Source organism: Pannus brasiliensis CCIBt3594, from assembly GCF_036688125.1.
GTDB lineage: Bacteria > Cyanobacteriota > Cyanobacteriia > Cyanobacteriales > Microcystaceae > Pannus > Pannus brasiliensis.
This window is the reverse complement of sequence record NZ_JBAFSM010000031.1, coordinates 29943-54063: the sequence shown is the minus strand read 5'-3', so window position 1 is coordinate 54063 and position 24121 is coordinate 29943. Positions and strand designations below refer to the sequence as shown.

Here is a 24121-nt window from a genome sequence, read left to right as displayed (position 1 = left end):
CGAGAATAAGTCGAGTTCGGTTAGTGCGGGGAACGAGCGTCAGAAAACAGCCCCTGTCTACGAGGTGGTTCGATCGATCGCTAAATTTTCAAACTGTACGAGCCAATCATTGAAATGAGGGCATTTCTGGCGTATTTTTTCAATGCCGATTTTCCGGGCGATAATCGAAGCGGCGGTGAACGCGTCTTTAAAGAAAAGAAAATATCGAGATCGATCGAGCGCGATCCTCATTATAGTAGATAGCGATCGAGAATATCGTGACCGTGGCGGAACGATTAGGATGGATAGACAATGGAACGAAATTGGCAGACGGGCGATCCGTTACCGATGGCAGAACAAGCCGAGATCGATCCTCGCAAATTTACCGAATATTCTATGAATCGTTTGAATCCTAACAATAAGGGGAAATGGCGCGCTTTTATCGCTCTCGGATATAATATAGACAGTTCTCAAGATCGTCAGAGAGCCGCTGAATCGATTATCTCGCAAATCCGCTCGCGGTTACCGGAGCTTCCCGCCGACCTAAAGGAACCGAGCGAGTACGGGAGTCGATATACGGTTAACGTACCGATCATCGGATTCAATGACCTTCAAGGTATATTAGAAACAACCTGGCAGATCGACAAGGATAAACAAATTCCGAGGTTAATCACGAACTGGCTAAAAGTTGTTCAAAAGTGAGAGAAAATTTTATGAAAGCGAAACTGTATGATGGTATAATAACTTTGGTAGATATTCAGGCAAATTTTGGCAAGCGGTTAATTCCAAAAGGAACGGAAGGTAGTATTGTTGAATGCTACAAAAATCCCGAAGGTTACGCGGTCGATCTAGCGATTCCAGATGAGAGTTCGGTAACGGGTTACGATTATGAAAATGTCATTCTCTATCCGGAGCAATTTACCGTGAGTAGCCCGATAATCGAAACCGAACTACCCATTAATCCCCCGCTTTCCACTCACCTCCTATGAACTCAAGGAAGAATGCGAGAAATATATTTTTCTCCTAGAGCGACTCAAATTAGACTATTTAACCGACGATCAAAAAGGGGATATTCTCGCGGAATTAACCGGTTCCTTCAGCCATCTTCACGTTCATACGGAACAGTTACCGGAACTAATCGAAGACGAAATTCTCGCGTTACCGGAAGCGGAGTAAGAAAGCGATGAATAGACCTCTCTCGGAAGTCATTTTCGAGCGTCTATTCGCTAATTCCTATTGTAATTTTTCCAGTAACGATCGCTCGATCGACATAATACTCCCCCCGATCGGGTAAAAATAAAAATCGGGTGAGCGACATCGCCCACCCTATCTATCCTAACGATAAATTACACGGTCGCGACTTCCGCCGATAAGCGTTTAAAAGTCAGGCGTTCATCGGCAACATCGACAAAAATCGTCTCTCCCGACTTGTATTCGCCTTTGAGGATCGATTTAGCGATCGGGGTTTCTAGATAGCGCTGTACCGCTCGTTTTAACGGGCGCGCCCCGTAGACGGGATCGTAACCCACTTCGGCGATGAAATCTAACGCCGCGTCGGCGATCTTCAGCGAGAGTTTCTGTTCCGCGAGTCGATCGCCGAGATTTTTCACCTGAAGCTTGACAATTTCCCGCAACTGTGATTTGTCGAGGCTATGGAAGATGATGATCTCGTCAATCCGGTTGAGGAATTCCGGTCGGAAATTAGCCCGCATCGCGTCCATCACCCGCGCCTGCATTTCCTCGTAACGGGAATCGTCACCCGCCAAATCGAGGATATACTGGGAACCGATATTACTGGTCATGATGATGATGGTGTTTTTGAAGTCCACCAGATGACCCTGCGCGTCGGTCAAACGTCCGTCGTCGAGAATCTGTAACATCACGTTAAACACGTCGGGATGGGCTTTCTCGATCTCGTCGAAAAGGATGACCGAGTAGGGACGGCGACGGATGGCTTCGGTGAGTTGTCCACCTTCATCGTAGCCCACGTATCCCGGAGGCGCGCCCATGAGACGGGAAACGGTGTGTTTTTCCATGTATTCCGACATATCGATGCGAACGAGGGCATCTTCCGTGTCGAAGAGACTGCGCGCGAGGGATTTCGCCAGTTCCGTTTTCCCCACACCGGTCGGCCCGAGGAAGATGAAACTCGCGGTCGGACGGTTGGGGTCGGCGAGACCGGCGCGGGAACGTTGGATCGCTTCGGCCACGGCGGTTACGGCTTCTTCCTGTCCGATGACGCTTTCATGCAATTCGTCTTCGAGATGCAGGAGTTTTTCTTTCTCCGATTCCACCAGTTTACTGAGGGGAATTCCCGTCCATTTAGAAATGATCTCGGCGATGTCCGCTTCCACGACCTGATCGCGGAGGAGGCTTTTCCCGGAGGTTTGTTTTTCCGCGAGTTGTTTTTCGAGCTCTTTCATCCGACGCTGAAGATCGGTCAGCTTGCCGAATTTTAATTCCGCGGCGCGGTTATAGTCGTAATCGCGTTCGGCCTGTTGGATTTCGAGGTTTACTTGCTCGATCTCTTTTTTCACCTCGCCCACTTTATCGATGATCTCTTTTTCCGCCTGCCATTGGGCATTGAGTCGGGTTTGTTCTTCTTTGAGATCGGCGAGTTCTTTTTCCAGTTTCTCTAGCCGTTCGCGGGAGGCGGGATCGAAATCTTTCTGGATAGAAACCCGTTCCATTTCTAATTGGAGAATCTTCCGATCGACTTCATCCAATTCTTCTGGTTTGGAAGTGTTTTCCATCTTCAATTTAGCGGCGGCCTCGTCTACAAGGTCGATCGCTTTATCCGGGAGGAATCGATCGCTAATATACCGGTTCGAGAGTAACGCGGCCGCGACGAGGGCGTTATCGGCGATCGTCACATTGTGATGACTTTCGTACCGTTCTTTCAACCCCCGCAGGATAGAGATCGTGTCCTCTACGGTAGGTTCATCGACGAGAACTTCCTGAAAACGCCGTTCCAGCGCCGCGTCTTTCTCGATATACTTGCGATACTCGTCGAGAGTGGTCGCGCCGATACAACGCAGTTCGCCCCGCGCTAACATCGGTTTGAGAAGATTACTCGCGTCCATCGCGCCTTGAGTGGCGCCCGCGCCGACGACGGTATGGATTTCATCGATGAACATGATCACGTTACCTTTCGACTCGGTAACTTCTTTGAGGACGGCTTTCAAACGTTCCTCGAATTCCCCGCGATATTTCGCGCCGGCGATCAGTCCACCGAGATCGAGCGCGATCAGGGTACGATCCTGTAGGGATTCGGGTACGTCGTTTTTGATGATCCGTTGCGCCAATCCCTCGACGATGGCGGTTTTCCCGACACCCGGTTCACCGATTAAAACGGGGTTATTCTTGGTACGGCGGGATAGGATTTGAATGGTGCGGCGGATCTCGTCATCGCGCCCGATCACGGGGTCTAGCTTGCCCTCTCTGGCGAGGAGGGTGAGATCGCGTCCGTATTTTTCTAGGGCTTCGTATTTGCCTTCGGGATTTTGATCGGTCACTTTTTGAGAACCTCTGACTTGTTGGATAATTTCTTTAAGCTTGGGTTCGGTAAGTCCGAATTCCTGGTAGAGCGCTTTTCCGAAGCGATCGTCTTGAGCGTATGCTAACAGGAGATGTTCGATCGAGATGAAATCATCGCCGAACTCTTTGCGGTAATTCTCGGCTCGATCGAGTAAGCTATCTAAACTACGACCGAGATAGATGGATTCGCCGGGGTTGCCGATGCGCGGCTGACGACGGATGAAATCCTCGACGCGATCGCGCAGACGGGGAACGCTAATATTGGCTTTATTGAAAATACTGCTGGCGAGTCCTTCCTGTTCGAGAAGGGCTTTCATCAGGTGTTCGGTCTCGATCTGTTGCTGGCTGTACTGTTTGGCGATGTCCGGGGTCTTGACGATCGCCTCCCACGCTTTTTCGGTAAACTGTTGGGGATTGGTCGGTTGCATTGGCTGTTTCGTTCACTACTATATGTTCCTATTGTAGATTCGCCCTGTACCTCGTTCAGAGCGGCTTCCCGTACCTCGGAGGTCGTATTTTCGCAACCATGAGCGATTTCGAGCCAGTCTGTCACTATTTGCACCGAGAGCGCGCTTTTTCGGGTAGAAAGGGGAAGATTAGAGAAAGAATCTTCCGGAATCAATAGTTAATAAGTAGGAGTTTCCCGAGATGTCTAATTATGAAAAAGACTGGCTCGATCGAGAGATAGAGCGAATTAAAGAAGAGATGTTACGGGAAGGATCGGGTCAGAATCCGGATCGATTGTCCGGACTGGATACGATCATCGATAAACTCGGTCAATTAATCGGTTTGCAAAATGTCAAAGAGGAAGTGAATAGTCTGATTAATTTGCTGAAAGTTCAAAATCTCCGAAAACGTCAGGGATTACCGAATAGTCCGATCACCCTTCATTCTGTTTTTGTCGGATCGCCGGGAACGGGAAAAACTACAATCGCCCGTCTGATGGGACAGATTTATAAAGAACTCGGCATTTTATCGAGCGGTCATCTAGTAGAGACCGATCGTTCTGGCATGGTCGCGGGTTATATCGGTCAAACGGCAATTCAAACCGATAAATTAATCGAGTCAGCCCTTGATGGTGTTTTATTTATTGATGAAGCTTACACACTAATTCCAGAAAACGCCGATCGAGATTTCGGGAAAGAGGCGGTAGATACTTTACTCAAGCGGATGGAAGATTATCGAGATAGATTAATTGTCATCGTGGCTGGCTATCCTGATGAAATGGCTCGATTTATTGATTCTAATCCGGGCTTGAAATCTAGATTCACTCGTTACTTCTCATTTGAAGACTATGACGCTGACGAGTTATTACAAATTTTTAAGCTTTTGTGCGAACAATATCACTTTAAGTTAGAATTCGAGGCGGAAGAAAAAATCCTGGTTCGGTTCAATTATCTCTATCTAAATCGAGATAAAAATTTTGGAAACGGAAGAACAGTGAGAAATCTTTTTGAAAAGATAATTCAAAAGCAAGCGAACAGAATTGTCAATATTTCTTTTTTGGATAAACAAGCGATGACAATTATTGTCGCCGATGACATTCCCGATATCATCTAACGTTAGTAGGTTGTGATTTTATGGCTGAGTCTTTCAATTTACAATTTCAAAATCTAACCAACCGAGAATTAATCGATCTAGCTTTAGAATCGCTGGGAGACGATCGAGAGGCGATCCGTCATGCCGCCCTCGTGGAACATTGTAATCGAACGAAAGAATCTCCGGAAGCCCTACACGCGCCCGCGAAGAATCTGTAAGCTTTACAACGGAAATTTCAAAAAATTATCGATGACGAGCGCGGGAAAAATTGCTCGAACCGTTAAGTTACAAGACTGTCTAATCAGGAAATTGTTTACAGCTTCTGACACCACATATTGTACATTCCGATAAAAGTATCGGGATAGATTTCCTCGAAACGGTTCCAGCGCTCTAGATCGTTCATATCGCGATCTTCGGGAAACATCTTTCGATAATCGTCTTGAACCTTCGGTTCTAGATTAGAAAATCCGATAAATTGTAAACCCGCCCGATCGAGCATTCGCTTGATTTCAGGGATCGTGAAACAATGTTCGTTAACATGAAACATCAGATCTCGACAGTTACTGAGGCTATAAAAGTCATATTGGTAGGTCAATTTAATAGCGAAATCGAGGGAAGATTCGATTAATTCTTTACGACACATCCTGATATCTTCTGCCGTGTTTTGATAGCCTCGATCGGCGATAAATTTTCTGGCATTAGCGATAAATTTTCTAGCTCTCGCACTATACAAGCCGATACAAAGTAAGCCTTTTTGTGGTAAGCGATCGACGAGAATGGTTAATCCATCGATCGGGTTTTCTAAATGATGGAGAACGCCCGTAGAAAAAATCATCGAAAATTTCCGAGACCAATCGGATAAACCCAGAATATCCGCCTGTTTAAACTGAATCTTTTCTATTTTTAATTCTTTCGCCATCCGCGACGCGTAAGCGAGACTACTCGAACTTAAATCGATCGCTAAAATATCCGCGTCTTTTAGCCCGATCGCGATCGAGATAGGTTCCGATCCCGTCCCACAACCGGCACAGAGAATTTCTAGGGGGCGATCGATCCATTCTTCCGGCGGGCTAAAATGTGGGAATAAAGATTTTACAAAAGTTGGTAGGGGAGAGGGATCGAGCGCGGAAATTTTTAACCAACGGGGATAGGGATTTTCCTCGTATTGACTCTGAACGGCGGAAGAAATTCGATTGCTAATGGGAGGAATCGCCTCTATACTTCTTTTTAGATCTTGCTCTTCAAAATAATCAATAACCGTTCGTTTCCACAAAATTTTCGTGTTTTGTGTCCAATATTGTTGTCGATCAAGAGTTATATCGTGAACGACATTTAACTGATAAAGGGGATGATAAAGAGCGCAAACAGCTAATTTATTTTCCAAGTTCTCGATCGTATCGAGTGAAGTGGTCTCGATCTCTTCTTTCAGTTGAAAAATAATTTCTTTCTCGAAAGGACTATCGATAAAAATATATTCATTATTGAAGCACTGCAAGGCTAGAGCGCTCACGAAAGCGGTATCCAAAAATATTTCGTCTAACAAGTATTGATGTTTGCTAGATTCCAAAAGGATCAGCTTTCTGATTTCGGTTAAAACTTTTTCAAAGGTTAGATTGGCGATGAGCGTGTCTTTCAAGAGGTATTGAAATAACCGATTTTTGCCGAGAGCGGCCAGAGCCTCGTATCGAGATTCCATTCCCCCTTCTAAATCATCTAGCTCGATCGAATCGGCGATCGATCGGAAGTTAGGATCTAACCGGACAATACTCATCGTGGCTCCCGCGAGATTTTGCTGATTGATAGCGGGAGTTTCAAAACATTTTAGAAGAGAGGTTATTATTCGATCGTCCGCTCGGTTGAAAGAAATCTTTTTGAGAGCGATCGAGTACCAGATCCAATATTGTAAATTATCCGGATCGAGATCGATCGAGCGGGAAGCATGGCTATACGCTTCCAGAAAATAACCCAACGATAACAGCGAGCGGGCTATCCCATTGTAAGCGGGGCTATAATTCGGGTCTAAGCGAAGGGATTCTCGATAATAAGTGCTGGCTTCGGCAAATTCTCCGCGATCGGCTAAAACGGTAGCTAAATAATAATAAGTTTCCGCCGAAATTTCCTGTTCGAGTAAAGCCCGATAAATCACTTCGGCACGAGAAAGATACCCGATCGATTGATAGCTTCGAGCCTCCTGAATTAATAATTCTCGTAATTCTCGCGACCAGATTTCCGCGTCTTCCGGGGTGGCTTGTAGAAAAACCGAAAACCAAAGCTCCCCCGCTTCTTCTTCTCGATCGCCTAGCAGGAGAGCTAACCCCAAAAACCAATAATTTTCACGCTCTTCGGGAGACGCTTCTATACATTCCCGATACCAATCGATCGCCGTTTCGTATCGGCCTTGTCGCAACATCCCGTAGGCTCGATCCTGTAGTTCTTTCATACTATGTCGATGGGAGAGAATTAACCCGATCATTTAGCATCGCCATCCATCATTTTACTATCGCCAATCTCGTTTCGTCCGATCGAGAATATTTTCTCGACCCGCTCCCGAATAGAAACCGCACGATGCAAATCGGATAGATCCGGTTATCTTTACCTGACGAAAAGTTCCCGACAATATCTCTCCCCGCGATCATTTAGATGCGGCGACAGAATGAGGGAATACATCGGCAAGGTTCACCGAAAAGAGAACCGCGTTGGCTAGGATTCTAGGGTTTATTTCCCAATAATTCGATCGTCTCGATCATCTCCCGCTCGAAACTGACCTGCGCTCGGTTCGTTTTCCCCCCGAGATAGAATCGATCGCCCGATTGTAGCGCCCAGATCTGCGAGTGAGACAGATAACTCATCATCACTCCGACCATTAATAACCCGAATCCGAGGTAAACGATCGGCACTCCAGGATCGGCTTTAATTTGTAATCCCGTACTCCCCACCAATTCCAAAACTTTAAGATTTACCCCGTTAATCGGTACACTCATCCCCTCGCGCACCGCGTTCGCTAGATTTCCCTTCGCGTCGTACACGATCATCGTTCCCTGTAAATCGCGCGCTAACAGCGAAACCCCCTCGCTGAGATCCGGTTTCGTCGGTATCCAGGTTCCCCAGATCTGGCCGTTGCCTTTCGTATCCAGCGGAGCCATCGGCAGTTGAAACACCGGACTATTATTAATCTGCACCCGGACGGCCGCGATCCCCCAACTGGTTTGATAGAAAGTCACTCCCTGATGGTGTAAGGGTTGGTTTACCTGAATGGTTTTTCGATCGATCTCCCGTCCGTTATCATCAATTACCGACAGATCCGAGTAAAATTGGTCGATATCGCCCTTCGGCGTGTAATCGATCCAGAAACGATTCACTTTTATCCCCCAATCTTTCGGAATCACTCCCGACGAGAGCGGGCCTGCCTCGATAATATTCTTCACCCGAAAACTATCGCCACTCGCGACCATCTCCTGCGCGAAAAAGCCGGTCAGCGCGCCCCAGATCGCGCCCGCTAGAATGATTAACATGGCCGCGTGAACGACGATCGGGCCGATTTTGCCGATAATCCCCTTACGCGCGTAAAGACTGTTATTTTCGACGAAAACCTTATAGCCTTTCTTTTCCAGTAACGGGGTTAACGATTCGATCGATCCGGTCTCTAACTCCGCGCTGAGGGCTAATTTCTGGAACTGTCGCGACTTATCGTAGAATTTCCACGATCGGGCCGCCTTGAGCGCGGGAAACTGACGGATAAAGGTGCAGGCGGTTAAACTCGCCCCGAAAAGCACCAATAACGCCAGAAACCACCACGTACTATAAACATGGTTCAAGCCGATCGCCAATAACACCTTCCAGCTTAAAAACCCGAATAAAGCGGGATCTTCGGGATAGTTCGCCTGATAGAAGGATAAAGATTGCCCCTGCTCGATGACCGTCCCGCTAACGCTAAATAACGCGATGAGGAGTAATAAAACGATCGCTAACCGGAGATCGGCGATCGTTTGGATGAACTTGCGTCCGAGTTGTCGGGGAGAAAGAGAAGCGTTCGCTGTCTGTACGGGATCGGATACGGTCATGCTAAAAGGGTTTTGTGAATTCTGCCGATCATCTATTGTACCCTCTAGACTAGACGGGATAGGAGCGAGAAGACCCCGAAACCGATTAATAAAACCCCGCTGACGGGATTGATCCAACCCGACCACTGACGCAGGGATAAAAGGCTTTTTAACGAAGCGGTGAAAGAACCGACGATAATCAACGGTAGAACGTATCCAGCGGTATAGGAAAGCAATAATCCCGTTCCTAAAGTCAGATTTCCCGTATTGGCGACCCAGGCGAGGAGGGACGCGAGGACGGGCGTACTACAGGGGGAGGCGACCAATCCGAAGGTTAATCCCAGTAAATACGACCGTAAAGCGGGGGGAAAGTCCTCGGTAATCCAATCGGTCGCGCCTAGCGAGGGAAATCGCAGGGGGACGAGTTCTAGCAGGTTCAATCCCATTAATATGGCGATCGCGCTCACCAGGATCGGCAGACCGATCCCCACCTGTCCGTATACTTTCCCCAATCCCGCGGCGATTATTCCCAATACCGCGAGCGTGGTAGCGAGACCGAGAGAGAACCAAGCCGATTGTAGGAAAGCGGTAAAACGTCCCTTATTTTCCTCGTAACCGCCGATATAACCGATGGTAATCGGGAGCATGGACAGCATACAGGGGGTGAGACTGGTGAGTAAACCCGCGAGCGCGATGATCCCGATACTGACGGGGGTAAGATGGGTGAGTTGACCGGAAACCAGTCGATCGGCGTACTGTTCGAGGTGGTAGAGTTGGGTTTGCAGGCTTTCTAACATATCTTGAGGGGTGAGATTTTCCCGATCTCTATTGTGTCGCGCCGGCGATCGAATTGACCCGCGACACCGGGATAGTCATCCGACTCCCCCCAAAAATAAATGGTTAGAGCGAACCATTACTCTTTGGAAAGAAAATAAATCGAGAAGATTCACTAATAACTTAGTTTCAACGCGTTGACGGGAACATCCTCCCAGGATTCCACCGTTCTTAATACGGCCGTCCAGCCCGTTTCTTTTTGCTCTTCGGTGAGATTTTTTAACCAGGTCTCGTGGCAATCTCGCGCCGCGTCTTCATTACAACCGGCGATACAAGCTTGCACCAAACCACAGGAATCGATCTGTTCGTTTATCCAAATCGTCATAACGAATATCCATCGAGACTATTTCTAGCATACCGTATTTTAGCGCTCACAGGAATATTTTTTATAAACATATCCCGCCACGTAAGGAAATTCCTCGGAGACCGGCCGACAACCGGGTAAATCGATCGGGATCTGCCGATAAAGTAGCTCGATCGGGTTCGGGAAATTCACTAGCCACAGTTCGGGAGTTTCCGCGAGAACTACTTTATCTTTCAATTCTTCCGGACGGGAGATGAATAGGAATCGGGGGTTTCGATCGGGGAACTGTCGCTTGAACTCGCGCGCGATGCCCATCATCTCCCCGACTTCTACTAAACTTTTATAGTGGGTGACGATCGGGGCGGAATCGGTGGAATTTTCTCGGATAATCGGAACCAGTCGATCGGGCCGATAATATTTTCGATATCCCAGATTCAAATTCACACAGATCGAACTAACGAACGCCATCACTAAAACCCCGATAACGAACCGTTTCCAACCCCTTCGCCAACCATCGGCCAGTAAAACGGCAACGATTAAAATCACTGCGGGAAAGTAAACGAAACTGTATCTCGCTCCCTTGGTAATATCCATCGAGAGGACATAACTGATAAAAAAGAACGTGGCGATCGAACTCGCCCAAAATCCCACCAATACCCGAAACTCCCAACCATCTACCGACGACCAAGAGCGTTTAAAACGAGGGATCGCGTACAGGAAAAACGCCAGCATCAGCGCCCCGGAAATAATCACGATCGCTAGATTATCCGATTCCACCGGAAGGAGCGAGAGCATCGTGATCATGGTTCCGAGTAATTGAAAGACGGGATCGAGAAGGATTAATAAATTTCGCGTATCCCGAACGATCCAATCGGTCATCTGACTGCCGTGATCCTTCGGGATTACGGTTAAGAACCAAATCGCCAAGAAGCTCGCGGTTCCTAGATAAACCAGACCGACCCGAACCCAGTTCGCCAATTGAAACTGTTTTCGATAGATTTGATACAATAAGATAAATAATAACGTTAACCCTTCCGCGACGATAGCGATCGAGAAAAAATAATGGGTCAGTAACCCGAGACAATTCGATAACAACCAACCGAAAATAACGAAGTAGGGTATCTTCCTTCGCTGAAAAAGATATTGACTAGAAACCAGAAAGCATAATAAAGAAGTGATAACAAATAAAATCGCTAGGGTATAATGGCGGGCTTCCTGCGCGCTAAAAATGGCGTAGGGAGAGAGAGCCATCATCGCGGCGCACAATTGACCGACGAGACGGGAGGAAAAAACGATTCTCCCGAGAAAATAGCTTAACGGTATCGCGAGAACCCCGAAAAAAGCGGCGAGCGATCGAGCGGCGAATAGCGAGATATATCCTCCCCCGTCGGGAAATAATTTCATCCAGAAATGAGCGAGAACGAAATAGAGCGGGGGATGATTATCCTCGTGTAATAACAGATCGATCACGTCCGGCGCCGTCGCGGTAGGATTGACTTGAAGCGGTTGTAATAAAGTATCGATCGAAACGAGCCGATCGATCGGAACCGAATCGAAATTATTCCCCGCGCTAAACACCATCGTCGCGAATTCGTCCGTCCACGGGGGTTTAGCGGTTAAGAGCAGAAATCGAAGGAAGGTTCCGAGAACGATCCAGATTCCCAGTAACCAAAAATCGGGAACGTTTTTCCCGGTCTTAACCATTTTCAAAAAAGTACCGATCACGCTTTTACCGACTTTCGCTGAAGGATTCAATGACTTCGATCGCTTCCGATGACCCGATCTCTTCCCTCGATCGTACTCCGAAGCGCGCCATCCGTACCCCATCCGGACGGTAGAAATCACGATCTAGTTCCCTCCGAGCGCGATATAAGGTCTAATTCGAGAAATTTACGTTTTAATTCGGGATTTTTCGGTGAAACCCGCTCCAGTTCGATTCGATCGCTACCGTCAATTCTAACTCCAGACCGCCCCCGTCCGTCGCTCTCAACAACAAAAAGAAAGTATCGGAATTTTTCAATCGTGACCATAGAAAAACTTAATGCCAAATCGGCGAGACAGGACGATCGAACGGGGCGACATTTGTACGGGATCGATCGCTAAATCTATTCCCCGCGGAATACCACCGACCCGATAAGGTTAAGAAATATTCTCGATTATTACGCTCTCGAAAACTCTAGGGTTCTAGTTTCCTTTGCCGACCGCTTACTTGAAAATGTTCGCAATAAGCGAGTTAAAAATCGAGACAAACTGATAGTTATTCTACGGGAACCGTATCGAACAATACGAAAAGAAAAATAATATTTTCCGCGATTTATTTCTTTACCTATCTGCTATATTAATTACTACCGAGCCACCGACGTAATAACGGGAGCGAAAGCAAAATGGCAGTTAAACAAGGAATTCTTCTTCCCTTCGGGCAAGTCTCGGACAATCCCGTTCTGTTAGAAAAAAGCGTTACCGAACCGATCTGCGAGGGATTAAATATCCTCCTCGCCAGTTTCCAAGCTCTTTATCTCCAATATCAGAAACATCATTTCGTGGTCGAGGGGGCCGAATTCTCTCAATTACACGAACTTTTTGAAGAATATTACGGGACGACCGCCGACCACGTTCACGACCTCGGCGAACGTTTAAACGGTCTCGGTGGGGTTCCCGTGGCCAGTTTCGGGAAACTCGCCGAAATGTGCTGTTTCACCCCCGAGGAAGACGGTGTTTTCGACTGTCGATCGATGGTCGAACACGATCTCGTCGCGGAACAGGAAGTGATCAAGGTTCTCCGTCGTCAGGCATCCCAAGCGGAAAGCCTCGGCGATCGGGCCACCCGTCACCTCTACGAACAAATTCTCCTGAAAACCGAGGAAAGAGCCTATCATCTCAGCCATTTCCTGGCTCACGATAGCTTAACCATCGCTTTCCTCGGTAACGCCTCCAATTAAAACCGGAAAAAGAGCGATCGACTCTCCCTCTTTCCTCGAATCTCGCGGCCGCACCGGTTCGCGAGATTCGCCGTTTTCTACCCCGTCCAATCTTCCACCTCGTAGAGAAAGCGAGTCCCGCCGATTAATTTCCGATTCGCCGAGGTACTTTGCACGAAAACGACGTATTTCTCCAGATTACTCGGTTTAATTCTCGCCGTCGTTCCCAGTGGCAAGCCCAGCAACTCTCTCGCCGCGTCTCCCGCGAAAAGATCGCCGGTTTTCCGATCCATTAAAATAATCTCTTTATGACCTTGAATCGTTTCCGTTTTCGTGAACTCGTAAAAACCGCGCCCGACCTTAAACGTTAAGCCGTTTTCCAAAACAAACGCCTTGATCGAGATATCCACGTCCACGTCGAGAACCTGAAACCGTCCGGCCGGGACGGCGCGCAGATCCGCCTCCCCGTAGTCGATCGAGATTTCTTCCTTCAACAGCGTGGAAAACATCTGTTGTAAACCGCGATTCATCCGTCCCTTCTCGGCCACTTCCGTCGCGTAAGCTTGCAGTTGATCCAGAGAGGATTGCTGATAACAGACCGAGAGGAAAAAATCGGTAATATAGGAGAACTGATCGAGATTGAGATGGAAACCTCCCGATTTCTCCGCTAGTTCTTTATAAAATAACGTCGCGTGCGATCGATTGAGCGCTTGAATCCCGTAGACGCTAATCCCCAACGCGATGAGATGATCCAGTTCCGATCGCCAGTTTAACTTTTGCGGCGTTTGCGCGGGCGCGTGAGGAAGATCGTCGCCGATGATAACCAGCGTTTTCAGACTATCTGGCGACCAGGAGAGCGATCGAGCCTCGTGCAATACTAATTCGTAACATTCCGGCGCGTCCCCTCCATTCGTGGGCGCGACATTGGCCACGAAATCGCAGATTCGATCGACATCCCCCGATAGGTCGAGATGTTTCGTCACGTAGGTAGAACCGGCATCGCAGTAATCCCCGTGAGCGATAATGCCGATACGAATCCCCGGTATCTCGTCGAGAAGTCGGGTGATAGTGGTTTTAAGATTCCGGCGAACTTGCGTCAGGCAGGGATACATACTGCCCGTGGTATCGAAACTGAAAACGACCTCGACGATCCGATCGACCATAGTTTTCTCCTGGCGCGCGACTAGATCTTTTGTTCTCCCATAGAATACCCGAAACCCTTTTCGATCTTTCCATCCCCGAAAATTTTCTTCATCTCACGCTTGCAAGATTCGTTTTTGAGAGTCTAAAAGCCTTAAAAACTAGAACCATACAAGATAAATAGGTTTTTGGGGAAATTTATCGCTATCTTATTCTTTATCGCGTCTCCTGCCTCCTGCCTCCTAACTCCTAACTCCTGACTCCTGCCTCCTGCCTCCTGCCTCCTGCCTCCTAACTCCTGACTCCTGACTCCTGACTCCTGACTCCTCCGACGGACGAAGGCGCGCCAGATCTCTCCAGCGCGCCCGCGAAATCGTGATGGAACGGGATTATCGAAACAAGCGGGTCTAAAACCTCGCCTTAAAAGGCGAAAATTTTTGAAACGGGGTATAAATCCCCGTTTCAAAAACGGCCTCCTGCCTCCTGCCTCCTGCCTCCTGCCTTCGTTAACGATCGACCGAACCCATAATCACATCGATACTGCCCAGAATCGGCATAATATCGGCAACCTTCACCCCCTTGAGAAGATGGGGCAGGATTTGTAAGTTATTAAAATCGGCGGCGCGGATTTTCCAACGCCACGGGAACACATCATCGTTACCGACGATAAAAATCCCTAACTCGCCCTTCCCGCTCTCCACGCGCACGTAATGCTCGCCCGCGGGAATTTTAAAGGTGGGGGCGACTTTCTTGGCGATGTACTGGTAATCGAAATCGTTCCACGAGGATTTTTTCCCCTCCGCTAACCGTTTCGCCTCCAGATTCTCGTAGGGGCCGCCGGGTAAACCCTTAATCGCCTGACGGATAATCTTCACCGACTCGCGCATCTCGCGGATACGGACGAGATAGCGGGCGAAACAATCCCCGGCCGTCTCGTAGTGAACATCCCAGTCGAAATCGTCATAACACTCGTAATGATCCACCTTGCGGAGATCCCATTTCACCCCGGAACCGCGTAACATCGGGCCGGAGAGTCCCCAGTTAATCGCCTCGTCGCGGGTGATCACGCCCACGCCTTCCACCCGACGGCGGAAAATCGGGTTATTCGTGATTAATTTCTCGTATTCATCCACTTTCGGCAGGAAATAATCACAGAAATCGGCGCACTTATCCACCCAACCGTAGGGAAGATCTACCGCCACCCCACCGACGCGGAAATAATTATTGTTAACGAGACGGTAGCCGGTGGCCGCTTCCCATAGGTCGTAAATCAATTCCCGTTCCCGGAAAATGTAGAAAAAGGGAGTTTGCGCGCCCACGTCCGCCAGAAAGGGGCCGAGCCATAATAAATGGTTGGCGATGCGGTTCAATTCCAGCATGATCGCGCGGATATACTGCGCTCGCTTGGGAACGGTGATATCGGCTAATTTTTCGGGCGCGTTGACCGTTACCGCCTCGTTAAACATCCCTTCCGCGTAATCCCAGCGGCTCACGTAGGGAACGTACATGACAGTAGTACGATTTTCGGCAATTTTCTCCATTCCCCGGTGTAGGTAGCCGATAACGGGTTCGCAGTCGATCACGTCCTCCCCGTCGAGGGTGACGATCAATCGCAAAACCCCGTGCATCGAGGGATGGTGTGGCCCCATGTTCAAGATCATGGGTTCGGTTCTCGTCTCAATTTTTGCCATAGCTCGATCGATGATCCCTACATTTTCTTCCCGTATTATAGAGAAATCGGGGCATCCAATAACGAACGCGAGAGTCCGATCGCATCGCTCTCTCGAATCCCATCCATAAAGAATCGCGATGGAACCGCGGCGACTTTCACTCCCGCGTTTTTTCAGTATTCCAAACTAAATTTCGGGATATATCGGGTAAAAAAGCCAGAAAATCACATTTTACCATTACAATCGTTCCGCCATAAATGCCGAGCTTGTTTTCTATCGCCTAGCACCTGTCTCCAACCTTACTTCCGATCGAAATCCGAGCGCAGGGTCAGCGTTAAATCCCGGCGCGGTTCGATCGAGACCAATTCTAGCGACTCCCCGCGTAACAGCCATCCCGCCAGCACTTCCCAGCGCCCGTTGCGTAGGAGGGAGCGATCGATCGGTCGATCGTCGGTCAGCGAGGCCAGCAGGGCGGCGGCCGATTCCCCGAGCGCCGCTCCCTTGATCACGCGATCGGGATTCGCTCCCTTGATAATTTTTTGGAGATGGTTCACCGCGTCCGAGATCGCGTCGATGGGTTCGGACCGCGGTCTCTCCTCTTTTAAAAAAATCTTTTGCGAGAAAAAGCGCGACCCCCGTTCCGAGGGTTTGATCTCGCCGATAATCTGGCTCCCGTCGGGAATAATCACTTTTCCCAGCGCGTTTTTAATACTCTCGGTCACGGTTAACGAGAGCGAGTAGGTTTCTTCCGGCGTGAGCAGGATTTTTTCCGCCCGATCGTAGCGGACGGGGATCGCGGTTCCCGCGGGAATGAAGGAGGGGGTCGATCTCGTTGCCGACTGGATTTCGAGCGATTGTCGGGCGAGAACGGGGAGGTAGGAGAGCGAGATAGTGACGATCGAGGCGCTCAAAAGTAAGGTTAACAGGGTCACTTCACGGGCGCGACCGCGTTTTGTAAAGTCGAGCATTGTTTCCGGGTGAGAGCGAAGTAAAAGCGAGGACGAGATCGGAAAATTAATTGTTTCCTCTCTCGATCGATAAAGATTTTTTCGTTAAAACAGGCGGAAAAAGTCGGATTCGGACTAGGAAACTAACGGGCTGATTGTCCCGTCTATTATAGATTAAAAACGATATTTTCGGGATCGCCCGATCGAGTTAAAGATCATTTAAGAAAGATGGCGGAAGTCCCGAAAAAAACTTAAGAGATTCTAAAAAAGATCGATTTCTCCCGATCGCCGGGAGCGTCCGCCCGTCTCTCCCCGTCCGGAAATCGCCGATCCTGACTAGAATAGAAAGGGAGTTTTGTATAGATTTGTATCGCGCCGATCGGCGTGAAAACCGTTATGACATTCGCGGTGGCGATCGAACAATTAAAAAAACGCTACGGACAGACCGAAGCCGTTAAAGACATTTCTTTTTCCGTCAAACCGGGAGAGATCTTCGGTTTACTCGGCCCTAACGGCGCGGGCAAAACCACGACGATCCGCTGTCTCTGCACCCTCGCCAAACCGGACGCGGGGAAAATCGAGGTCGGGGGGGTTAACGCGATCGAGAATCCCAAGGCGGCCCGCAAACGCCTCGGTTACGTCGCCCAAGAGGTCGCTTTAGATAAAATGTTAACCGGGCGCGAGCTTCTACAACTGCAAGCCGCCCTCTATCACATTCCCGCTAAAAAGTCAAGAGATCGGATCGAGGAACTGATCGCCGTACTGGGATTAGCGGACTACGCCGATCGCAAAACGGGAAGTTATTCCGGGGGCATCCGGAAACGGCTCGATCTGGCGGCGGGATTACTGCATCAGCCCGCGGTGTTGGTACTCGATGAACCCACCGTCGGCCTCGACATCGAGAGTCGATCGATCGTCTGGGATTTCCTGCGCGACCTGCGATCGGCCGGAACGACCGTACTGATCACCAGTCACTATCTGGAAGAGATCGACGCGCTGGCCGATCGACTGGCGATTATCGATGCCGGGAGCGTGATCGCCGAGGGAAGTCCTTCGGAATTGAAAGATCGCGTCGGCGGCGATCGGATCACGTTACGGGTGCGGGAATTTTCCCCGGAAGAGGAAGCCCTGCAAGTGAAAGATTTACTCTCCTCCCTACCTTTCGTCGAGGAGGCGATCGTCAACGGATCGCAGGGCAATTCTTTGAATTTAATCGTCAAACGCGATAGCGATTCCTTCGGTTCGATCGAGCGAACCCTCGCGGACTCCGGCCTCTCGATTTTCAGTATGGCGCGCTCGCGGCCGAGTCTCGATGACGTGTACCTCGCCGCCACCGGACGCACCCTACTCGACGCGGAGATCGCCGCCTCCAGCGCCCGCGACCTGAAAGCGGAGAAAAAACAGGCGATGAAAGGTTCGTAGCGATCGGGGGACGGAAACGGGAAAACGATTAATACTGTTAACTTTCGCCAATTTCAACCCGATCGGTTTTCAAGAATCCCTTATATTAGTTTTCGTGTCGGAGAGGAACATTACTATGAGTCAAACGATCGCCCCATTACCGGAAAAGTCCATTCTCGCGCCCGCTCCTCGGTTCGGGGGGACGGTAGACGAATCGGGAAACGCGCTCGGCGAGTTCATGCAAGAAACCCTCGCCATGACAAAGCGATTGTTTATTCAATTGCAACGTCGCCCGTCTACCCTGATCGCGGGGGTAATCCAGCCGTTTATGTGGCTGATTCTCTTCGGGGCTTTATTTTACAACGCCCCGCAAGGATTATTCGGGAACGATCTCAGTTACGCGAAATTTCTCGCGCCGGGGGTGATCGTGTTTACCGCCTTTTCCGGCGCGCTGAACGCGGGTTTACCGGTAATGTTCGATCGGGAGTTCGGTTTTCTAAACCGTTTCCTCGTCGCGCCGTTAACCACCCGGTACTCGATCGTCGCCGCGTCTACCATCTATATCATCGTCCTGAGTTTTATTCAAACGAGCGCGATCGTCGCCGCGAGTGCCTTTCTGGGCGCGGGCTGGCCGAGTCCGATCGGCCTCGGAGCGATCGCCGTAATCGTCTTCCTCGTCGTCCTCGGTATGACGGCCTTGAGTTTAGGGTTAACTTTCGCCTTACCGGGGCATATCGAACTAATCGCCGTCATTTTCGTGACCAATTTACCGTTACTCTTCGCCAGTACCGCCCTCGCTCCCCTGAGCTTCATGGCCGATTGGTTAAAAATTATCGCCAGCCTCAACCCGCTCACCTACGCGATCGAACCGATCCGCTATATTTATTTCAATCAGCACTGGTCGATCGGTAGTGTCGTCCTACAAACTCCCTGGTTCGATGTCAATTTCGCCGCGGTATTACTCATTCTCCTCGCGTTCGACGCGTCGATCCTCGCCGCCATCTGGCCGCTTCTGCGTCGTCGTTTCGCGTGAATCGAGTCGTAGGGGGGGGTTAGCCGACAGATTTGTAGAAAATGTTATCTTGAAAACAAAACCCGCCCCTACCGCTTTAAAACCTTGTATTCCCTCATTCAATCCGGAAACTTATGAAAACCCTACTAATTCTCGGCGCGACTCTTTTAGGAACCACCGCTTTTATCGGTTCCGCCATCGCGCAACAGGCTCCCAATTCCAACCCGTCCGGCTATCAAACCAACGAGCGTAGCGCCACCGGGAGTAGTACCCTGGGAGACTTTAACCCTTTAAACCTGATCCATAACGCCAATTTGCAACGTAGTCGCGGCGTCGCGGAATTCCAAGAAGATAGTAACACCGAAATTAATCGGGCCGCCGAAGAATTCAAACGTCAACAGCGAGAGCGCCTACAAAACACCCAAACCCCGAATCCTACTCCCGCGACGGGGAAACCGTAGCCAGTGCCTCCCCGGTGGCGTTGGCGAGATAATTCGCTAACGTCACCCCATCGACTCCCGCTTCCGTCCGCTCCTCTGCCGCCAGAATCCCCGCGCGCGCGTGAAGATACGCCCCCGCCGCCGTCGCTTCTACAGCTTTTTCGGGCATTTGTACCAACCAGCCACCGATTAACCCCGTTAGTATGTCCCCGCTCCCCCCCCGCGCCAACGCGGGCGTACTTTCGGGAATTATCCGGACTTTTCCCGTAGAATCGCCGATAACCGTCCGCGCTCCCTTCAACAGCACGATCGATCCGCTTTTTCGCGCCGCCTCCCGTGTCATTTCGATTCGATCTTTATTTTCCGATAGTTCTGGGAATAATCGTTTAAATTCTCCTGAATGGGGCGTTAAAACGGTTTCTTCCCGCCGATTTAATACCCTCTCTATCCCCAACTCCGCCAAGATATTCAAACCGTCCGCGTCGAGAACCACCGGTCGATCGATCTCTAAGACCCTTTCCACCACCGCTCGCGCCTCTAGCGTCAACCCCGGCCCGCAAGCGATCGCCCCGTAGAAGGAGAGATCCGCGGGAATATCGGCGATCGCCCCCGTTTCCGTCTCCGGACAGTCGATAATCAACGCTTCCGGCAAATGGCTGACTAATAAGGGTTTTAAAGACGTGGGAACGGCGATCGAGAGCATTCCCACCCCACTCCCGCGCGCGCCGAGTCCGCTTAAAATCGCCCCTCCCGCGTACCGTCGCGAACCGCAGATCAGTAATAAATGTCCCTGTCGGTATTTGTGCGTTAAAAGAGGACGGGGGAGGGGAAGCCAATCGCGGACGCTCGATCGACTCACGAGAGATACAGGGGACGAATTCCCGACAATAGCGGCGACATCCGCGGGGGGAATACCGAAATCGAGTTTTTCTACCGCCCCGAGATACGGTAACGCGTTATCTTGAAAAAAAGCCCGTTTCCACAGTCCCAAACAGAAGCTACGGGTGGCGATTATCGCGGTTCCCAACACCTCCCCCGTGTCGGTATGGATTCCCGACGGAATATCGATACTGACGATCGATTTCCCCCACCCGTTAATCTCGTCCACTAATTCGGCGATTTTCCCCGTTAACGCCCGTTCCAAGCCGAAACCGAACAATCCGTCGATGAGTAGCGAACAATCCCGCAAGGGTTCGCGAGTTTCTAAAAATTCTATCCCCAAATTCTTGACATATTGGGCGTGTTGTGCAGTGAGATCCTTGAGTCGATCGAACGGACAGTGAACGACCACCCGATAGCCCGCGAAATGTAATTCCCTCGCCACCACGAGCGCGTCGCCGCCATTATGACCCGGCCCGACCAAAACCCCGACGGAACCCGTAGAAACCCGCGGGTACAGTTCTTGAATCCGTCTCGCCACCATTCCGGCCGCCTTTTCCATCAGCGCGGCCACGGGCATTCCCGCGAGGAAAATCCGTTCCTCGACGCGTCGCATTTCGTCGGCCGTTACCGCGATTTCCCCGAGTCCGATAGTCATAACGCGCTCTATCTCCCGTCTACAGAGTGTTGGGGTGAAGATTTCCCGATCGATCTTCGTTCATTCTAATCAACGCTCGAAATCCGGGCGATCGAGATCCGAACGCCGAACCGGGAAAGGGGATTAAGATAGAAAAAGAATTTTCTAGGAGCAAAGCCCTGTCTTTACACGCGATTTCTTGGCTACCGTCTAACGGGCAGACCGCGAGCCATCTGGTGATCATGCTTCACGGTTGGGGAGCCGACGCGAAGGATCTCCACCCTCTCGCCTCCATGCTAGACTTGCCCGGCTGTCAATTTCTGTTTCCGAACGCTCCTTTTCCCCATCCGAGCGTTCCCGGCGGTTTAGCGTGGTACTCTCTCGATACCGCGGAGTATACGGGATTAGAGGAAAGTAAACAACAATTACGCGATTGGTTGGTTTCTTTAGAAGAAAACACGGGAATTCCGCTAGAAAATACTTTTCTCTGTGGTTTCTCTCAGGGAGGGGCGATGACGGTAGACGTGGGATTATCGCTCCCCCTCGCGGGTTTATGCGTGTTGAGCGGCTATCTCCACGCGGAACCGCATATCGGGACGGAAGAAACCCCGGACGTGTTAATCGTTCACGGTTTACAGGATATGGTCGTTCCCGTGGCCGTCGCGCGTCGATCGAGGGATTTATTACGGGCGATGGGGGTTCCGGTCGAGTATCACGAGTTAAATATGGGTCACGAGATCCCCATTCCCGTCCTGACACTCTTGCGATCGTTCCTCCGCGATCGCGTGGCTAATGTCTAAGGTAACAACCGATTGTCCGCGTCAGGTGGCGTTTCAGGTTCTGCGGGAGATCGATCGCTCTTCCGCGTACACCGATCGCGCGCTCGATCGCCATCTGGAAAAATCTTCCCTAACTCCGCTCGATCGAGCCTTGACAACGGAGATTGTTTATGGCGTAGTGCGCCGTCAACGCACCCTAGACGCGCTGATCGATCGCTTGGGGAAAGTGCCGGCCGATCGACAACCGCCGGATTTACGCCGTATCCTGCACGTCGGACTGTACCAACTGCGCTATCTCTCCGGGGTTCCCGCGTCCGCGGCGGTAAACACGACGGTAGAATTAACGAAAACGAATCGATTAGGAAAATTATCGGCGGTAGTTAACGGAATTTTACGACAGTATCTCCGTTTAGCCGAAAACGGACAAGATCCCTTACCCCTTCCCGAAGATCCGGCGCGACGCTTGGGAATTCTCTACAGCTTTCCCGATTGGATCGTCCGTTCGTGGTGGGAAAGATTCGGGGAGGAGGAGACGGAAAAACTCTGTCAGTGGTTCGATCGAACGCCCGATCTCGATATCCGCGTCAATCCCCTGAAAACGAATGTAGAGGACGTTAAAGCCGAATTAACCGGCGCGGGGATCGAATTTTCCCCGGTAACTGATTTACCCTTTTTCCTGCGGTTGACGGGGGGGAAACGGGGGATCGATCGATTGCCCGGATTTCGCGCCGGACATTACACCGTACAGGACAGTAGTGCGGGGTTCGTCACCTATCTCCTCGATCCGCGCGCCGGGGAAACGATTATCGATGCCTGCGCCGCGCCGGGGGGAAAAACCACCCATATCGCCGAATTAACGGGCGATAACGCTAGAATTCTCGCCTGTGATAAAACCGCTTCCCGTCTGCGGCAGTTGGAAGAAAATATTCGGAGGGAGGGGTTAGAGTCGATCGAGATCCACCTCGGAGATAGCCGGGAACAAAGCGAGTGGGAGGGAATCGCCGATCGCGTACTGCTCGACGCGCCCTGTTCCGGACTGGGAACCCTACACAAGCGCCCGGATATCCGCTGGCGACAGAATCCCGAAAATTTGCCCGTATTGGCGAAATTACAGGGTGAACTGTTAGAGCGAGCGGCACAATGGGTAAAACCGAAAGGAATCTTAGTATACGCCACCTGTACTCTCGATCCGTTAGAGAATGGAGAGGTGATTCAAACGTTTCTCGATCGTCATCCCGATTGGCGAGTCTATCCCCCGGCCGTCGATTCGATCTTCGCGCCCTTTCTGACGGCGGAGGGATGGATGGAGATCCTGCCCCACCGACACGATCGAGACGGCTTTTTCATGGTCCGGCTCAGTAAGGAAGCGAAAAAATGAAAACAACGATGAAAAACAAAGGATTATTAAAAATTCTCATCGGTACGGCCTGGATCGATGGCGTGATCCAACCCGAGGAACGGGACTATCTGCGACAGGTAGCCAAGCGCGAGGAACTCATCGATGATGCCGAAATTCACCCCCTACTCTCGGAACTGAAACCGGTGGGAGCGATCGAGTGTTATCGCTGGATCGAGGAATATTTAGCCGAAAATCGCGACGAGAGCGCCTATCAAGATCTCCTCGAATCGATCGGCGCGCTAATTTACAGTGATGGCGACGTGGGTATCCAGGAGGCGAAATTACTCGCGAAAGTACAGAGTCTCGATCCGGCGATCGATCCCCCCGCGTCGGCGATCGATAAACTGGTGGGTAAGATCCGGAAACTCTACGCCAAAGCGATCGCCGAGGGGAATTAAATGGGGAGATGGGGGATTTTTCGCCTGAAAGGGGAAGGGGAAAAGGGGAAGGGGAAAAGGGGAAGGGGAAAAGGGAAAAGAGCTTTCTTCCTCCTTTCACCTGTACCCTGGCCCCTCTGGTTCCTCCTGACTCCTAATTCCTGCACGGGCGGGTTTCAATACCTCGCGGGTTTTGGATTTTCCCGGGCTTCTTGCCTAGGTCATCGTTATTATTCTCTTTAATGTTAAAAATGTTAAATTTTCTTGCTAGATTTAACGCTTCTATCCG

General features: G+C 50.4%; 23 protein-coding genes. 11 read left to right on the top strand and 12 right to left on the bottom strand.

The window, feature by feature from the left end; translation table 11 throughout:
* Window positions 1-57 precede the first annotated feature (57 nt).
* Window positions 58-231 carry a DUF4276 family protein gene (locus V0288_RS15775; RefSeq protein WP_332866087.1) on the bottom strand — a complete coding sequence of 58 codons (174 nt, stop codon included), beginning with the start codon at window positions 229-231 and terminating at the stop codon, window positions 58-60.
* A 60-nt stretch (window positions 232-291) separates the two neighbouring features.
* Here V0288_RS15775 and V0288_RS15770 point away from each other — a divergent pair, with 60 nt between their 5' ends.
* Window positions 292-681, top strand: coding sequence for a DUF6883 domain-containing protein (locus V0288_RS15770; RefSeq protein WP_332866086.1), 390 nt, complete (start codon window positions 292-294; stop codon window positions 679-681).
* Window positions 682-692: 11 nt separating this feature from the next.
* Window positions 693-968: a hypothetical protein gene (locus V0288_RS15765; protein WP_332866085.1), complete on the top strand. Its 276-nt coding sequence runs from the start codon at window positions 693-695 to the stop codon at window positions 966-968.
* Window positions 969-1325: 357 nt separating this feature from the next.
* Here V0288_RS15765 and clpB read toward each other — a convergent pair whose 3' ends face one another.
* On the bottom strand, window positions 1326-3944 hold the full coding sequence (gene clpB, locus V0288_RS15760) for an ATP-dependent chaperone ClpB (protein WP_332866084.1): 2619 nt from the start codon (window positions 3942-3944) through the stop codon (window positions 1326-1328).
* A gap of 220 nt (window positions 3945-4164) precedes the next feature.
* Here clpB and V0288_RS15755 point away from each other — a divergent pair, with 220 nt between their 5' ends.
* On the top strand, window positions 4165-5076 hold the full coding sequence (locus tag V0288_RS15755) for an AAA family ATPase (RefSeq protein ID WP_332866083.1): 912 nt from the start codon (window positions 4165-4167) through the stop codon (window positions 5074-5076).
* 20 nt (window positions 5077-5096) lie between these two features.
* A complete protein-coding gene (locus tag V0288_RS15750) occupies window positions 5097-5273 on the top strand; it encodes a hypothetical protein (RefSeq protein WP_332866082.1) in 177 nt (58 codons plus the stop codon).
* Window positions 5274-5368: 95 nt separating this feature from the next.
* Here V0288_RS15750 and V0288_RS15745 read toward each other — a convergent pair whose 3' ends face one another.
* From V0288_RS15745 to V0288_RS15725, 5 genes are all read right to left on the bottom strand, one after another.
* Entirely contained in the window at window positions 5369-7495 is a 2127-nt protein-coding gene (locus tag V0288_RS15745) for a tetratricopeptide repeat protein (protein ID WP_332866081.1), read from the bottom strand.
* Window positions 7496-7763: 268 nt separating this feature from the next.
* Window positions 7764-9116, bottom strand: a complete 1353-nt coding sequence (locus V0288_RS15740; protein WP_332866080.1) for a cytochrome c biogenesis protein — start codon at window positions 9114-9116, stop codon at window positions 7764-7766.
* Between the two features lie 44 nt (window positions 9117-9160).
* The gene (locus tag V0288_RS15735; RefSeq protein ID WP_332866079.1) at window positions 9161-9892 is read right to left on the bottom strand and encodes a cytochrome c biogenesis protein CcdA; all 732 of its coding nucleotides are present in this window, start codon (window positions 9890-9892) and stop codon (window positions 9161-9163) included.
* Window positions 9893-10044: 152 nt separating this feature from the next.
* Window positions 10045-10254 carry a glycogen debranching protein gene (locus V0288_RS15730; protein ID WP_332866078.1) on the bottom strand — a complete coding sequence of 70 codons (210 nt, stop codon included), beginning with the start codon at window positions 10252-10254 and terminating at the stop codon, window positions 10045-10047.
* A gap of 39 nt (window positions 10255-10293) precedes the next feature.
* Window positions 10294-11988 carry a glycosyltransferase family 39 protein gene (locus tag V0288_RS15725; RefSeq protein WP_332866077.1) on the bottom strand — a complete coding sequence of 565 codons (1695 nt, stop codon included), beginning with the start codon at window positions 11986-11988 and terminating at the stop codon, window positions 10294-10296.
* Window positions 11989-12617: 629 nt separating this feature from the next.
* Here V0288_RS15725 and dpsA point away from each other — a divergent pair.
* The gene (gene dpsA, locus V0288_RS15720; protein ID WP_332866076.1) at window positions 12618-13172 is read left to right on the top strand and encodes a DNA starvation/stress protection protein DpsA; all 555 of its coding nucleotides are present in this window, start codon (window positions 12618-12620) and stop codon (window positions 13170-13172) included.
* A 77-nt stretch (window positions 13173-13249) separates the two neighbouring features.
* Here dpsA and V0288_RS15715 read toward each other — a convergent pair whose 3' ends face one another.
* The 4 genes from V0288_RS15715 to V0288_RS15700 all read right to left on the bottom strand — a co-directional run bounded on the left by V0288_RS15715 (window position 13250) and on the right by V0288_RS15700 (window position 16929).
* A complete protein-coding gene (locus V0288_RS15715; RefSeq protein WP_332866075.1) occupies window positions 13250-14314 on the bottom strand; it encodes a vWA domain-containing protein in 1065 nt (354 codons plus the stop codon).
* 131 nt (window positions 14315-14445) lie between these two features.
* Window positions 14446-14757, bottom strand: a complete 312-nt coding sequence (locus tag V0288_RS15710; RefSeq protein ID WP_332866074.1) for a hypothetical protein — start codon at window positions 14755-14757, stop codon at window positions 14446-14448.
* A 40-nt stretch (window positions 14758-14797) separates the two neighbouring features.
* Window positions 14798-15982, bottom strand: coding sequence for an NAD(P)H-quinone oxidoreductase subunit H (locus V0288_RS15705; RefSeq protein WP_332866073.1), 1185 nt, complete (start codon window positions 15980-15982; stop codon window positions 14798-14800).
* A gap of 278 nt (window positions 15983-16260) precedes the next feature.
* Window positions 16261-16929: a hypothetical protein gene (locus V0288_RS15700; RefSeq protein WP_332866072.1), complete on the bottom strand. Its 669-nt coding sequence runs from the start codon at window positions 16927-16929 to the stop codon at window positions 16261-16263.
* A 375-nt stretch (window positions 16930-17304) separates the two neighbouring features.
* Between V0288_RS15700 and V0288_RS15695 the strand changes: the two genes are divergently transcribed.
* From V0288_RS15695 to V0288_RS15685, 3 genes are all read left to right on the top strand, one after another.
* Window positions 17305-18330, top strand: coding sequence for an ABC transporter ATP-binding protein (locus tag V0288_RS15695; RefSeq protein WP_332866095.1), 1026 nt, complete (start codon window positions 17305-17307; stop codon window positions 18328-18330).
* A gap of 115 nt (window positions 18331-18445) precedes the next feature.
* Entirely contained in the window at window positions 18446-19342 is an 897-nt protein-coding gene (locus tag V0288_RS15690) for an ABC transporter permease (RefSeq protein ID WP_332866071.1), read from the top strand.
* Between the two features lie 113 nt (window positions 19343-19455).
* Entirely contained in the window at window positions 19456-19782 is a 327-nt protein-coding gene (locus tag V0288_RS15685; protein WP_332866070.1) for a hypothetical protein, read from the top strand.
* On the opposite strand, the gene V0288_RS15680 is transcribed toward V0288_RS15685, so the two are convergent.
* On the bottom strand, window positions 19757-21298 hold the full coding sequence (locus V0288_RS15680) for an NAD(P)H-hydrate dehydratase (protein ID WP_332866069.1): 1542 nt from the start codon (window positions 21296-21298) through the stop codon (window positions 19757-19759). The genes V0288_RS15685 and V0288_RS15680 overlap by 26 nt on opposite strands.
* Window positions 21299-21471: 173 nt before the next feature.
* Here V0288_RS15680 and V0288_RS15675 point away from each other — a divergent pair, with 173 nt between their 5' ends.
* Genes V0288_RS15675 through V0288_RS15665 form a run of 3 tightly spaced genes read left to right on the top strand, consistent with a single transcriptional unit; the run spans window position 21472 to window position 23853 of the window.
* A complete protein-coding gene (locus V0288_RS15675) occupies window positions 21472-22077 on the top strand; it encodes an alpha/beta hydrolase (protein ID WP_422661990.1) in 606 nt (201 codons plus the stop codon).
* On the top strand, window positions 22070-23434 hold the full coding sequence (locus V0288_RS15670) for a 16S rRNA (cytosine(967)-C(5))-methyltransferase (RefSeq protein ID WP_332866068.1): 1365 nt from the start codon (window positions 22070-22072) through the stop codon (window positions 23432-23434). The genes V0288_RS15675 and V0288_RS15670 overlap by 8 nt, the downstream gene beginning before the upstream one ends.
* An 8-nt stretch (window positions 23435-23442) precedes the next feature.
* Window positions 23443-23853, top strand: a complete 411-nt coding sequence (locus V0288_RS15665; protein WP_332866067.1) for a tellurite resistance TerB family protein — start codon at window positions 23443-23445, stop codon at window positions 23851-23853.
* Window positions 23854-24121: the final 268 nt, after the last annotated feature.

Excerpts from the sequence above, each read along its gene's own strand:
- V0288_RS15775 (WP_332866087.1), bottom strand. The coding sequence starts at position 231 with ATGAGGATCGCGCTCGATCGATCTCGATATTTTCTTTTCTTTAAAGAC.
- V0288_RS15685 (WP_332866070.1), top strand. The coding sequence starts at position 19,456 with ATGAAAACCCTACTAATTCTCGGCGCGACTCTTTTAGGAACCACCGCT.
- V0288_RS15740 (WP_332866080.1), bottom strand. The coding sequence starts at position 9,116 with ATGACCGTATCCGATCCCGTACAGACAGCGAACGCTTCTCTTTCTCCC.
- V0288_RS15770 (WP_332866086.1), top strand. The coding sequence starts at position 292 with ATGGAACGAAATTGGCAGACGGGCGATCCGTTACCGATGGCAGAACAA.
- V0288_RS15730 (WP_332866078.1), bottom strand. The coding sequence starts at position 10,254 with ATGACGATTTGGATAAACGAACAGATCGATTCCTGTGGTTTGGTGCAA.
- V0288_RS15750 (WP_332866082.1), top strand. The coding sequence starts at position 5,097 with ATGGCTGAGTCTTTCAATTTACAATTTCAAAATCTAACCAACCGAGAA.
- V0288_RS15695 (WP_332866095.1), top strand. The coding sequence starts at position 17,305 with ATGACATTCGCGGTGGCGATCGAACAATTAAAAAAACGCTACGGACAG.
- V0288_RS15700 (WP_332866072.1), bottom strand. The coding sequence starts at position 16,929 with ATGCTCGACTTTACAAAACGCGGTCGCGCCCGTGAAGTGACCCTGTTA.
- dpsA (WP_332866076.1), top strand. The coding sequence starts at position 12,618 with ATGGCAGTTAAACAAGGAATTCTTCTTCCCTTCGGGCAAGTCTCGGAC.
- V0288_RS15680 (WP_332866069.1), bottom strand. The coding sequence starts at position 21,298 with ATGACTATCGGACTCGGGGAAATCGCGGTAACGGCCGACGAAATGCGA.
- V0288_RS15690 (WP_332866071.1), top strand. The coding sequence starts at position 18,446 with ATGAGTCAAACGATCGCCCCATTACCGGAAAAGTCCATTCTCGCGCCC.
- V0288_RS15745 (WP_332866081.1), bottom strand. The coding sequence starts at position 7,495 with ATGAAAGAACTACAGGATCGAGCCTACGGGATGTTGCGACAAGGCCGA.
- V0288_RS15755 (WP_332866083.1), top strand. The coding sequence starts at position 4,165 with ATGTCTAATTATGAAAAAGACTGGCTCGATCGAGAGATAGAGCGAATT.
- V0288_RS15670 (WP_332866068.1), top strand. The coding sequence starts at position 22,070 with ATGTCTAAGGTAACAACCGATTGTCCGCGTCAGGTGGCGTTTCAGGTT.
- V0288_RS15665 (WP_332866067.1), top strand. The coding sequence starts at position 23,443 with ATGAAAAACAAAGGATTATTAAAAATTCTCATCGGTACGGCCTGGATC.
- V0288_RS15765 (WP_332866085.1), top strand. The coding sequence starts at position 693 with ATGAAAGCGAAACTGTATGATGGTATAATAACTTTGGTAGATATTCAG.
- V0288_RS15715 (WP_332866075.1), bottom strand. The coding sequence starts at position 14,314 with ATGGTCGATCGGATCGTCGAGGTCGTTTTCAGTTTCGATACCACGGGC.
- V0288_RS15705 (WP_332866073.1), bottom strand. The coding sequence starts at position 15,982 with ATGGCAAAAATTGAGACGAGAACCGAACCCATGATCTTGAACATGGGG.
- clpB (WP_332866084.1), bottom strand. The coding sequence starts at position 3,944 with ATGCAACCGACCAATCCCCAACAGTTTACCGAAAAAGCGTGGGAGGCG.
- V0288_RS15735 (WP_332866079.1), bottom strand. The coding sequence starts at position 9,892 with ATGTTAGAAAGCCTGCAAACCCAACTCTACCACCTCGAACAGTACGCC.